This window comes from Rhodococcus sp. CX (genome assembly GCF_015865005.1).
Lineage (GTDB): Bacteria > Actinomycetota > Actinomycetes > Mycobacteriales > Mycobacteriaceae > Rhodococcus.
The window spans coordinates 8,949-20,546 of record NZ_JADZGH010000251.1 but is presented as its reverse complement, the minus strand read 5'-3'; the positions used below and the strand labels follow the sequence as shown (position 1 = coordinate 20,546).

At 68.2% G+C, this 11,598-nt stretch carries 9 protein-coding genes and 2 pseudogenes; 5 read left to right on the top strand and 6 right to left on the bottom strand.

Annotated features, from left to right (window positions below):
- Nucleotides 1-106, top strand: a pseudogene (locus tag I0Q12_RS35205) (hypothetical protein); the annotation flags it as partial.
- Here the strand turns inward: I0Q12_RS35205 and I0Q12_RS26910 are convergent.
- The gene (locus I0Q12_RS26910; protein WP_231611525.1) at nt 93-1,037 is read right to left on the bottom strand and encodes an alpha/beta fold hydrolase; all 945 of its coding nucleotides are present in this window, start codon (nt 1,035-1,037) and stop codon (nt 93-95) included. The pseudogene I0Q12_RS35205 and the gene I0Q12_RS26910 sit on opposite strands and share 14 nt — an antisense overlap.
- A gap of 152 nt (nt 1,038-1,189) precedes the next feature.
- Here I0Q12_RS26910 and I0Q12_RS26905 point away from each other — a divergent pair, with 152 nt between their 5' ends.
- A complete protein-coding gene (locus I0Q12_RS26905) occupies nt 1,190-1,966 on the top strand; it encodes a VOC family protein (RefSeq protein WP_197256404.1) in 777 nt (258 codons plus the stop codon).
- Nucleotides 1,967-1,969: 3 nt separating this feature from the next.
- Here the strand turns inward: I0Q12_RS26905 and I0Q12_RS26900 are convergent, their stop codons facing one another.
- Nucleotides 1,970-2,611 carry a TetR/AcrR family transcriptional regulator gene (locus tag I0Q12_RS26900; protein WP_197256402.1) on the bottom strand — a complete coding sequence of 214 codons (642 nt, stop codon included), beginning with the start codon at nt 2,609-2,611 and terminating at the stop codon, nt 1,970-1,972.
- Nucleotides 2,612-2,676: 65 nt separating this feature from the next.
- On the opposite strand from I0Q12_RS26900, the gene I0Q12_RS26895 reads away from it, so the two are divergent.
- Nucleotides 2,677-4,023 carry a cytochrome P450 gene (locus tag I0Q12_RS26895; protein WP_197256400.1) on the top strand — a complete coding sequence of 449 codons (1,347 nt, stop codon included), beginning with the start codon at nt 2,677-2,679 and terminating at the stop codon, nt 4,021-4,023.
- Between the two features lie 74 nt (nt 4,024-4,097).
- On the top strand, nt 4,098-6,215 hold the full coding sequence (locus I0Q12_RS26890; RefSeq protein ID WP_197256398.1) for a thiamine pyrophosphate-dependent enzyme: 2,118 nt from the start codon (nt 4,098-4,100) through the stop codon (nt 6,213-6,215).
- A gap of 53 nt (nt 6,216-6,268) precedes the next feature.
- Here the strand turns inward: I0Q12_RS26890 and I0Q12_RS26885 are convergent.
- A pseudogene (locus I0Q12_RS26885) lies at nt 6,269-6,979 on the bottom strand (HNH endonuclease family protein); the annotation flags it as partial.
- 141 nt (nt 6,980-7,120) lie between these two features.
- Nucleotides 7,121-8,143: a beta-ketoacyl-ACP synthase III gene (locus I0Q12_RS26880; protein ID WP_197256395.1), complete on the bottom strand. Its 1,023-nt coding sequence runs from the start codon at nt 8,141-8,143 to the stop codon at nt 7,121-7,123.
- Nucleotides 8,144-8,388: 245 nt separating this feature from the next.
- Here I0Q12_RS26880 and I0Q12_RS26875 point away from each other — a divergent pair, with 245 nt between their 5' ends.
- Complete coding sequence (locus tag I0Q12_RS26875; protein ID WP_197256393.1) at nt 8,389-9,501, top strand: DUF4185 domain-containing protein; 1,113 nt, start codon at nt 8,389-8,391, stop codon at nt 9,499-9,501.
- 200 nt (nt 9,502-9,701) lie between these two features.
- Here the strand turns inward: I0Q12_RS26875 and I0Q12_RS26870 are convergent, their stop codons facing one another.
- Both I0Q12_RS26870 and I0Q12_RS26865 read right to left on the bottom strand, forming a co-directional pair.
- A complete protein-coding gene (locus tag I0Q12_RS26870) occupies nt 9,702-10,274 on the bottom strand; it encodes a cutinase family protein (protein WP_197256391.1) in 573 nt (190 codons plus the stop codon).
- A gap of 301 nt (nt 10,275-10,575) precedes the next feature.
- Entirely contained in the window at nt 10,576-11,118 is a 543-nt protein-coding gene (locus tag I0Q12_RS26865) for a M23 family metallopeptidase (RefSeq protein WP_197256389.1), read from the bottom strand.
- Between the last annotated feature and the right edge of the window lie 480 nt (nt 11,119-11,598).

Below are 11,598 nucleotides of genomic sequence, written 5' to 3'. Positions count from 1 at the left end.
CGCGACGTTCGGGATGGTCGGCAAGGCGTCGGCGCCCGGGCAGGTCGACGCCGCCGACCTGAAGGTCGCGTTGAACCTGCTCGACCGCGCCCTCACGACCGGCTGACCGGGTCCTGTTGCTTTCCGTCCTCCGGGGCGGTGGCGTCCCAGATGTCCAGCAGCGACCGCAGGATCTCCTCCGAAACCCCGAGTCCGCCGAGGTGACTCTCCCCGGGCAGGTGGTGGAACTGGGCGTCGGGCAGCAGATCGACCATGTGCAGGCCGTGTTCGAACGGGATGATGTGGTCGGTGTCGCCGTGCCACCAGCGCACCGGTGTCTTGACGTCGGACACCCGGAACCCCCAGTCGCGGGCGAAGACCACGACATCCGCGAACGGCGCGGCCATCTGCTTGCGGCTGCCGTTGAGCAGGTCGTCGAGGAACATCGCCTTGAACTCGGGGCGGGCCAGCAGGCGGCGGTCCGCTTCCGGCGACAGCCGGCCGTACAGGTCGATGATCGGCGATCCGAGCGGGCGGACCAGCCGGATCAGCGAACTCAGTACGACCCCCGCGGGCAACCCACCGACCTCGAGCAGCGGTGCCACGAACGTGCCCAACTTCATCAGCCCGCCGTCGATGGCATCCGGGCCGACGACGGGCGCCACCCCGCCGAGCACGCCCGCGGCGACGACCCGATCGGGCATCGCGTACGCCGCGGCCAGCGTGTACGGGCCGCCCCCGGACAGTCCGACGACCGCCATCCGGCCCACCCCGAGGGTGTCGGCGATCGTCTCCAGGTCCTCGGTGAACGCAAGGACGTTCTCGTAGCGGTGCGGCGTGGACGAACCGATCCCCGGCCTGTCGATGCCGATCAACCGGACGTTCATGTTCTCGGCGAAGGCCCTGGCCTCGACCGGGATCTGCCGGCGCGCGCCGGGTGTGCCGTGCAGCCAGAACACCGTGCGGCCCTGCGCGGAACCGAACTCGGCGAACCCGATCCGGCGCCCCCGCCCCACCGCGACGGTCCCCTCCAATTTCGGACGTGCGACGTCTACCATGCGCGACAGCATGGCACGTGATCGGGCTCACCTCCATGCCCAGGTGCGATCTGCGCTTCACCGGAACTTGTCGGACCCCGCGCGTAGCGTGATTCGCGACCGCTCGGATCCACTCGCACGACTCCGCTCCCACAGGAAGACAGGAGGCCGTCATGGCCGAACATCAGTCCCGCACAGGCACACCCGGTTGGATCGATCTCACCAGTTCCGACACGAAACGGGCCATCGCGTTCTACACCGAACTCTTCGGCTGGCAGGCCGACACCAACGAGGACCCGCAGTACGGCGGGTACACCATCTTCAGTCACCGCGGCGCGCCGATCGCCGGTCTCGGTCCGCAGCAGCCGGCCAACCCGTACGGCGACGTGTGGACGGTCTACCTCGATTCCGACGACGCCGACGCCACCGCACGGAAGGCCGCCGAGTCGGGCGGCCAGGTTCTGATGCCCGCGATGAAGGTCGGCGACCAGGGCACCATGGCGATCCTCGCCGACGCCGCCGGTGCCGTGATCGGGGTGTGGCAGGCCGATCAGCACCACGGGTTCGGGTTCGACAGCGAACCCGGCGCGCCGGTGTGGTTCGAAACGATGTCGCGCAACTATGCCGCGTCCCTCGACTTCTACCGGGACGTGTTCGGCTGGGACGTCCAGCCGATGAGCGACTCGGGCGACTTCCGGTACTCGACCGGCAAGATCGGCGGCGACGACATTGCCGGGATCATGGACGCGTCCGGTTTCCTCCCCGAGGGTGTGCCGTCGTTCTGGCAGCTCTACATCGGTGTCGAGGACGCCGACGCGACATCGGAGGCCGTGACCCGGCTCGGCGGCACCGTCGAACGCGCGGCCGAGGACACGCCGTTCGGTCGCATGGCCACGATCGCCGATCCTCTCGGCGCGCGGCTGCAGATCAACCAGGCGCCGTCGACGTAGCGATCATCGGTGCGCCGTGACCAGGTAGTGGCGGGTCGCGGCGTCGACGATCTGCTCGGGCGTCACGTCGACCTCGCCGCGCAGCCATGCCGTCATCACCTCGGCGAGGCCTCCGACGAACAGCAGCGCGGAGACTTCGTCGTACGGCGGCTGCAACGCGCTCTCGCCCCACAGTTCCCGCGACTCCAGCGCGACGAGATGCGCGAACTGCAGCAGCAACTCGCGGCGCCGGGTCCGCAGCGGTTCTGTCGCGGCGGATTCGACGACGGCGATGCGCCCCTTGCGCGGATCGTCGGTGAGCACGGCGACGAACGCCGCGATCGCGGCTCGCGCCCGTTCCTCGGGACTGTGCTCGGTCTCGGCGAGGGCGGCGAGCGCGCGGTCGCGGATTTCGTCGGCGATCCGCTCGACGACGCAGACGAGCAGCTCGTCGCGGCCGGTGAAACTCTCGTAGAAGTACCGTTCGGTGAGCCCGGCCTCCTGGCAGATGGCGGTCATCGTCGCCTTGGGGTCCACTTCACCGCCGAAGACGGTCAGGCCCGCCTCGAGCAGTCGTTCGCGGCGTTCGGCGGCACGTTCGGCGGCGCTTCGGCCGCGATATCTGCGGGCGGGCCGGCTCGTCGTCGATTCTCCGGTTACGGGCATGCCGATCACGCTACAGTGAAGTGACATCGAGTCCTGTCAGATCCGCCTCCGCGAGGGAGATCCACGTGACGAAGGTGCTTGCCGATCCACCTCCGGGGCTCACCGCGGTCCCCGGGGACGGCGGCCTGCCGTACGTCGGCTACAGCCTGGACTACATGCGCGACCCGGTCGGGACGAACGACCGCCGCTACCGCCGATACGGGCCGGTCTCGTGGTTCCGGTTCGCCGGGAACCCGTGGGTGGTGCTGCTCGGCCCCGATGCGTGCGGCGCCGCCCTGCAGAACCGCGACCGCGCCCTGGCCAACGGGCCGGGCTGGCGGGTGCTCATCGGTCCGTTCTTCGACCGCGGCCTGATGCTGCTCGACGGCGACGAACACACCGCGCACCGGCGCATCATGCAGCAGGCGTTCACCCGCGACCGGCTGGCCGGATACACCCGATCCCTGCATCCCGCCGTCGAGAAGGCGCTCGAAAACTGGTCTCCGCAAACCGATTTCCGCGCCTACCCGGCGTTGAAGGAACTCACGCTCGGGCTCGCGACATCCATCTTCATGGGCGGGGCCGAAGGCTCGTCGCACCAGGAGATGGCCGAGGTCAACAAGGCGTTCATCGGATGCGTACAGGCCGCGACCGCGATCGTGCGCTACCCGCTGCCCGGCACGCGCTGGCGACGCGGCGTCGTCGGGCGCCGACGCCTCGAGGAGTTCTTCCGTCGGTATCTGCCCGCGCGCCGGGCCGGCAACGGCGACGACCTGTTCACCGCGCTGTGCCATGTCGAATCCGAGGACGGGCAACGCTTCACGGACGACGACGTGGTCAATCACATGATCTTCCTGATGATGGCCGCGCACGACACCTCGACCATCACCCTGTCGACCGCGATGCAGTATCTCGGGCAGTTCCCGGAGTGGCAGCAGGTGTGCCGCGAGGAATCCGAAGCACTCGGCACCGCCACCCCCACCCTGGACCAGCTCGAGGAGCTCACGAGCCTGGATCTGGTGATCAAGGAATGCCAGCGCCTCGTCACCCCGGTGCCCGGGATCGTGCGGCGCGCGGTCGCGGACACCGAGATCCTCGGTCACTACATTCCCCGCGGAACGCTGCTCAACGTCGGACTGCACTACACCCACCACATGCCCGAATTGTGGCCCGATCCCGAGCGATTCGATCCCGGGCGGTTCTCTCCCGAGCGCCGCGAGGATCGCGTCCACAAGTACGCGTGGTCGCCGTTCGGCGGCGGCGTACACCGTTGCCTGGGCATGTACTTCTCGAGCGCGGAGGTCAAGACGGTCCTGCACCACCTGCTGCTCGGGTATCACTGGCACGTGCCCGCCGACTACGTCGCACCCATGAACTTCACGTCGCTGCCGTTCCCGTCGGACGGCCAGCCGATCGATCTGCGCCGACGTTGACCCCGCGCCGCCGCCACGGCACCGGGTAATCGGAAAACGGTCCGCCGCGCGACGCGAGGGCGTACGACGGAGACATGCCTGCAGAACCGCTCGACGAGTACTTCACCGAAACCGTGCGGTCGCTGGCGCCGGCGGTCGAGCATCGCCCCGACCGCCGGGTGAGCGACGAATTGCTGCTGCACTACTTCGACGCCCAGGCCCAGTCGCGGCACCTCGATTTCGCGGCCCGCGACATGCAGCGGCGCGGGGAGGGTTTCTACACGATCGGTTCGGCGGGGCACGAGTCGAACGCGGCGCTGGGTCTGGCCGCGCGCGTGACGGATCCTGCGCTGTTGCACTACCGGTCGGGCGGGTTCTACGCGGCCCGCGCGTCACTGGTGCCCGGCAGCACCCCGATCCGGGACGTGCTGGCCGGTTGCGCCGCGTCGACGCTGGATCCCATCTCCGGTGGTCGCCACAAGGTGTTCGGGAACGCCGCCCTGAACGTGCTGCCGCAGACGTCGACGATCGCCTCGCATCTGCCGCGCGCGGTCGGGCTCGCTTTGGCTCTGGCGCGGATGCCGCGTCTGGGCATCGACTGTCCGTGGCCCGCGGATTCGGTGGTGTTGTGCAGTTTCGGGGATGCGTCGGTGAATCACTCCACGGCGGTGGGTGCGCTCAACACCGCCGCGTACCTGGCTCATCGCGGGTTGCCGTTGCCGATCCTGTTCGTCTGCGAGGACAACGGATTCGGTATCAGCGTGCGCAGTCCGGTCGGGTGGGTGGAGCGGACACTCGCGTCGTATCCGCGTGTCGGATACCGGATGGTGGACGGGGCCGATCCGGTCGACGCGCTCACCGCAGCGTCGGAAATGCTTGTGTCCGTTCGCACCTCGCGCGTGCCGGCGATCCTGCACCTGAAGGCGGTCCGCTATCTCGGGCATGCCGGATCGGATGCCGAGTCGGCCTATCGCAGCCCGGCGGAGATCACCGGTGACTACGCGCGCGACCCGTTGCTCGGCACCGCACGCGAACTCGTCGGCCGCGGGATCCTCTCCCCCGAAAAGATCCTCGAGCGGTACGAGCGGTCGCGTCGGTCCGTCGACGATGTGCTCGCCGACCTCGGAACGCCACCGAGGATGACGTCGGTCGCGGAGGTCGTGCGGCCGCTCCACACGCACGGCCACCCCCGGATCCCGGACGATCCGGGTCCGGTCCCGCAGGAGCCGCTCACTCTGGCGCAGGCCGTCGACCGCACCCTGGGCGACCTCCTCGAGCAGATGCCGCAGGTGTGCGTGTTCGGGGAGGACGTGGCCGTCAAGGGCGGTGTCTACGGTGTGACCCGCGGGCTGGCAAAACGATTCGGCCCGCTGCGCGTGTTCGACACCCTGCTCGACGAGCAGACGATTCTCGGCACTGCCCTCGGATTCGCGGTCGCCGGGCTGCTGCCCATCCCGGAGATCCAGTACCTCGCCTATCTGCACAACGCCGAGGACCAGCTGCGCGGGGAAGCGGCGACGCTGAAGTTCTTCTCCGACGGCAGTTACCAGAACCCGATGGTGGTGCGCATCGCCGGCCTGGCCTATCAGCGGGGCTTCGGCGGGCACTTCCACAACGACAACTCCCTCACCGTGCTGCGCGACATCCCGGGGCTGACGGTCGCGGTGCCGAGCCGACCCGCCCACGCCGGGGCGCTGCTGCGCACGTGCGTCGAGTTGGCCCGCAGCACCGGACGGGTGTGCGTGTTCGTCGAACCGATCGCGCTGTATCACCAGCGGGATCTCTACGAGGACGGCGACGGCCTGTGGGCGCAGGTCCCAGATCCGGCGGCGGTGCAACCCGGCGAGGTGCAGACCTACGGTGACGGCACCGACGCACTGCTGGTGACGTTCGGGAACGGGGTCCGCATGTGCCTGCGCGCCGCGCATCGGGCCGCCGCGCGCGGGCTCGACGTCACGGTTCTGGATCTGCAATGGATCGCCCCGCTGCCCGTCGCGGCGCTCGTCGAGCATGCCGAACGGTTCCCGCGGGTGCTGGTCGTCGACGAGACCCGCCGCAGCGGCGGGGTGTCCGAGGGGGTGGTCACCGCGCTGGCCGACGCCGGATACGAGGGCGAGGTCCGGCGGGTCACCAGCCGTGACAGCTTCGTGCCGCTGGGGCCCGCCGCGAGCGCCGTGCTGCTGTCCGAGGACGACATCGCCGGTGCGCTGTAGCGCCGGTGTGCCTTTCTGGCGGTGGGGACCGCCGGAAAGGCACACCGACGTCAGCACTCGGACAGGACCCTGGTCATCGCGTCGCGTTCCTCCGGGGTGACCCACAGCCCGTACGCGGCCTTCACCTCGATCTGGCGGGACACGTAGGTGCACCGGTACGCCCGATTCGGCGGCAGCCACGACGCGGCGTCCGAGTCCCCCTTGCCCTGGTTGGTCGGGCCGTCGACGGCCTGCAGGTTGCGCGGGTCGTTCGCGAGATTGCGGCGGGTCTGCTCGTCGAGCTGCTGGGCGCCCTTCTGCCACGCATCCGACAGCGCGACGATGTGATCGATCTGCACCGCCGCCGACGTGTCGGCACCGCGCTGGAAGAAGATCGTCCGGCCGGTGTACGGGTCGTTCAGCGTGCCGGTCCGGACCGTGCAGTCACGGGTCGCGGGCACCAGCGAGAGGTCGATCAGGTCGCGCTTGAGGATGTCGTTGCGGGTGTCGCAGCCGTTGCGCCCGAACTGGACGGTCACGTCGTCCGTCCACGCGCTTCCGAACAGCTCCCGGTCGTAGCCGGTCTTCGGGGCACGTCCCTTGACCGGCAGGGTCGCGAGCGTCGCCAGAGCCGGCGAGACCGCGGGCTCCGGAGCTGCCGCAGAAGGGGTCGCGGCGGTCGGGGTCGCGGAGGGACGCCACGTCGGCGTCGCCGACGGACTCCCGCTGGGCCGCCAGGTGGAGGTGACCGGTCCCGTGGGCGTCGGGGTCCACGAGCGTGGCACCGAGGTGAGCCCCTCGGCCGTGACCGCGTCGGATTCGTCGCGCCCACCGGGAGCGAGCGCGACGAAGGCGACGACGATCAGGACCGCGAGGCCGACGATCCACAGCCATCGCCGCAGCGACGGCCGGTCGGCCTGGGACACCTACTGAGCCAGACGCGGCATCTTCACGACCTGGCCCGCGTAGGACAGGCCGGCACCGAACGCGAGGAGCAGCGCGGTGTCACCTTCCTCGACCTGACCGGTCCGCAGCATCTTCTCCATCGCGAGCGGGATCGACGCGGCGGAGGTGTTGCCGGTCTCGATGATGTCGTCCGCGACCGCGACGGTGTCCGGAAGCTCGAGCTGCTTGACGATGACGTCGTTGATGCGCAGGTTCGCCTGGTGCGGGACGAACGCGTCGAGGTCGGTGAGCGCGACCCCGGCCTTGTCGGCGATCTGCCGCGCGAACTTGCTCATCTCGAACGCGGCCCAGCGGAACACGGCGGTGCCCTCCATGATGATCCACGGGCGCTTCTGGTCCGGGTTCTGGGCGAAGTCGACCCAGTCCGGCTCCTGGCGGATCGCGTTGCCCTGCTTGCCGTCCGAACCCCACACGGTCGGTCCGATGCCGACCTCGTCGGATGCTCCGACGACCACGGCGCCGGCACCGTCACCGAAGATGAAGCGCACGGTGCGGTCGGTGGGCTCGGTGGCGTCGCTCATGCGCTCGACACCGATCACCAGCACGTGCTCGGCGGAACCGGCCCGGACCAGGTCCGAGGCGACGCCGAGGGCGTAGCAGAAACCGGCGCAGCCGGCGGCGATGTCGAGGGCGCCGGCCCCGCCGGTGCCGAGACGGTCCGCGACGATCGCCGCGCACTGCGGGGTCTGCAGCGGATAGGTCGAGCACGCCACGATGACGGTGTCGATCTGGGCCCCCGCCATGCGCGCGGCCTCGAGGGCCTTGGCGCCGGCGGACACCGCCATATCGGTGACCGATTCTTCGGGGTGAGCCTTGGCGAAACGCCGCGACTTGATGCCGGAACGCGACTGGATCCACTCGTCGCTCGAGTCGATCAGCTCGCAGATCTCCGCGTTGGTGACGACTCGCTCGGGGCGGTGCACGCCCAGCCCGAGCAATGCGGTGTTCCGCAGCGGGGCGGGACCGGCAATCTGTGCACCCATCAGGCGAACTCCTCTTCTTCGGGCACTGCGTGTCAGTGCACGACAACCTCAATACGGTAACGCGTAGCGAAATTGTGCCCGGGGTCACCGTCCTTGTGGTAGGCACTTCCCACCTCGAATCGCAGGGGCGTGCGACCCCGGTCGGCTGCGTCCCGGATCACAAGATCGACAAGTTCCGGGATTGACTCACACTCTCGGCGCGGCAGCTGCTAGCGTCCGGCGCTGTGCATCTGTTCGGGGGAAAAATGCGAACTTTGGTCCGATACTGCGTGACGACCGTTACGGTCACCGTGCTGACACTGACACTGGGGGCGGCGCTCGCGTCCGCCAACCCCAATGCGATCAATCCGATCCCGGGCCTGAACGGCGTGAACGGCGTGCCACAGCTCGGCGGACGGGCCCGGGCGGTCGCGCAACAGACCGGCATCCTCAGCCAGAACCGGACGCAAGACCTCAACGTCCTCGGTACCGACCTCGGCATCATGTGGGACAACGGCCGCGGCGAGATCCTCACGGCGTTCGGTGACACCGCAGGCCTCGGCCTGCCCAACCTGCTCTCGGGCAGCCTGTGGGCGTGGCGCAGCAACGTGCTGTTCCGCAGCACCGACCGCGACCTGTCCAACGGCATGGACTTCAGCAGTGCCGTGACGGACGCGTTCGGCCAGGCCAAGGAGCTGATTCCGAGCCCGAAGATCCCGTTCGTCGAGATCAGCCGGATACCGACCGCGGGTATCGCGGTCGGTGACACCCAATACCTCAGCGCGATGTCGGTGAAGAACTGGGGACCGGCGGGAACCTGGGAGACGAACTACTCCGGGCTGATCTTCTCGAACGACAACGGCGAGAACTGGGCTCCGGCCCCGGAGACGGTACGTCCCAGCGAGGGCGGCAACCGCAACTTCCAGATGAGCGCGTTCTTGAAGCGCGACGGCTTCGTCTACCAGTACGGCACTCCTCCGGGTCGCGGCGGTCTCGTGCACCTGGCGCGCGTCCCCGAGGCGCAGATCCGCGATCTCGGCGCCTACGAGTACTGGGACGGCGGCGCGTGGGTGCGCGACGTGAACGCGGCGCGCCCGCTCATGGGCGACGGGGTCGCCGAGCTGTCCGTGCAATGGAACGACTATCTCGGTCAGTTCCTGATGCTCACCACCGACGCGCACAATTCCGTGGTGATGCGCCGTGCCTCGTCGGTGACGGGTCCGTGGAGCCCGCCGGAGGTCATCGTCGACACCCGCGAGCTTCCGAGCGCGTACGGCGCGTACATCCATCCGTGGTCGTCGGGTCCGGATCTATACTTCCTGACCACCGTGCATCAGAACTACAACGTGCTGCTGATGCACACGACTCTGCACCGCTGAGGCGTCACGCGCCCTCGGTGTGGGTCTCGACGGTGCCGCTCCAGCGGTCGTTCGGGTCACCGGGTGTCCGGCCCGTCCTCGTGCCTGCCCCTTCGGGCCGGCGGTCACGGGCCGTGCCGGCATCCGGTGCATCGGGTGGGGCGGCGTGCCCGACCGATCCGACGGCGATCGAGAGGCCCCCGGCAACCTTCCGGGATCCGCTATCGAAGCACCACGCCATCGGCATCGACGGGGTAGGAGTTCACATCGAAGTCGTAGTCGCCGTGCACACCACTGAGATATCCGCCCCAGCCGACACCGCTGTTGCAGATGTGGTCACCACCGTTGAGCTGTACGTTGCATACCCGGAGCGCGGGCAACCCACCGTAGTCGTCGTTCGCACCACCGAGCGTCGGCACCCACCTCATATCGGTGGCCGCAAATCCCCCGACGCCACCCGTTCCGCCCGGATGCTTGGGATCGCCGATCAGGACGATGCCGGCTTTGCCGCGGAACTCCTTCCCGTTCTCGGTTGCCCACTGATGTACGACGGCTGCACCACCCGAGTAACCCACGGCGTGGATGAAGTCGGCAGGACATGCCCGAACATGAGCACGGACGAGCCGATCGAGTTCCCTCACACCGGACCGGGTATCGAACGAGTTGTATCCGACGCGCTGATCCTCGTTGAGGAACCCCACCGAGGTGTTGTTGGTCAAGCCGCCGACGACGACGTCCCATGTGCCGACGCACGATTCCGCGGCCGGGGGCACTGTGGCCGTTGTCGAGGACACTGTGGCCGTTGTCGAGGACACCGTGGGCGCTGCCGAGGACACTGCGGGCGTTGCGACGGCAACACCTGCGGCGACACCCAGACCCAGGAGTGCCGCGCCTACCGCTCTCGAGGACGTGCGAATCATCTTCTGCCTTTCTGCTCGGCCACATGTATTACGGGCGTGACGATTCGGAAGCAACGCGGTCGGGAACGCCCGGGGGGCAACGCCTCCGACATGCCGGGGCGTTGCCCACCGCGATGCCCGTTCCTCGGTACTGCAGAGAAATTCGATGCCGGCCCGAGACAGGCTCGGAAACGGATCAGGCTCGGATGTCGTTCGAACCCGCGCCGCACGCACCGACGGACCGCAGGAAGCTCACGGGGTCGACCGGCCCACCACGATGAATGCGCAGGTGCAGATGTGGTCCCGTCGAGCTACCCGTGTTACCCGTCGCGCCGATCGCCTGACCGGCGGCGACGTGGACCCCCACGCCGACCCACGTCTGGGAAAGGTGGCCCATCTGGATCTGCTCACCGGTGTCGGCTTCCAGTTGAATGTAGGTTCCGTATCCACCGGGATCGTTCGGGCCGGCCACCGAGATCCTCCCCGAGGTCGGCGCGTGCAGCACCGTACCGACCCCGACGGCGAAGTCGGTGCCGTCGTGGCCACCGTGGAACCCTTGCGACACCGGTCCATCGACCGGCCACTCCCAGGCGCATCCGTTGGATGCCTCGGACGCGGCGTGCGCACTTGCCATACCCGGAGAAAGAATCCCGCTCATTGCTGCGAGAGCAGCCGCTCCTGCAGCAATTGCGATCAAACGTCCTGCGGTAGAAACACTTTGCACCCGATGCTTGCCCATGATTGTTCCCTCGGTCGGTCGAGATGATTGGTGGTGATCTCGACCGGGGCGATGTACATCGCCGCTTACGGAGCGCAGTGACAGCTTCCGTCAATCGAGACGTACATAGCGTCTCGGTAACGGCCGGAACGGGCAACGTCAGAATTACCCGGGTATATACCTATTTTCGAGTTTTCGAATGGGCTTCGCGTGTCGTCGTACCGACCGCTTGGTGACGAAACCGTATAGAACACCGGTCTATCCGCGACCGACTCAGCCCTCGCTGGAAGATAAGTATGATGTAGGTCACATCTCCGTAACGCGGAGAGTGGATGCTCTACGCTTTCCATCACGGCGGAAAACGCAGAGCATGATATCACCCGCCGACCAAACCCGTACGGACCGAATGGGATCGACGCACGCCGCCGCACCGACACGCACCCACGCCACCGGAGTGAGATTGCTGTTTCACCCGAGCGGCAACCGGAGTCGGAACTCGCA

Coding starts and splice junctions, on each gene's coding strand:
- I0Q12_RS26880 (WP_197256395.1), bottom strand. CDS start 8,143: ATGGGTGCACAGATTGCCGGTCCCGCCCCGCTGCGGAACACCGCATTG.
- I0Q12_RS26910 (WP_231611525.1), bottom strand. CDS start 1,037: ATGGTAGACGTCGCACGTCCGAAATTGGAGGGGACCGTCGCGGTGGGG.
- I0Q12_RS26890 (WP_197256398.1), top strand. CDS start 4,098: ATGCCTGCAGAACCGCTCGACGAGTACTTCACCGAAACCGTGCGGTCG.
- I0Q12_RS26875 (WP_197256393.1), top strand. CDS start 8,389: ATGCGAACTTTGGTCCGATACTGCGTGACGACCGTTACGGTCACCGTG.
- I0Q12_RS26905 (WP_197256404.1), top strand. CDS start 1,190: ATGGCCGAACATCAGTCCCGCACAGGCACACCCGGTTGGATCGATCTC.
- I0Q12_RS26900 (WP_197256402.1), bottom strand. CDS start 2,611: ATGCCCGTAACCGGAGAATCGACGACGAGCCGGCCCGCCCGCAGATAT.
- I0Q12_RS26865 (WP_197256389.1), bottom strand. CDS start 11,118: ATGGGCAAGCATCGGGTGCAAAGTGTTTCTACCGCAGGACGTTTGATC.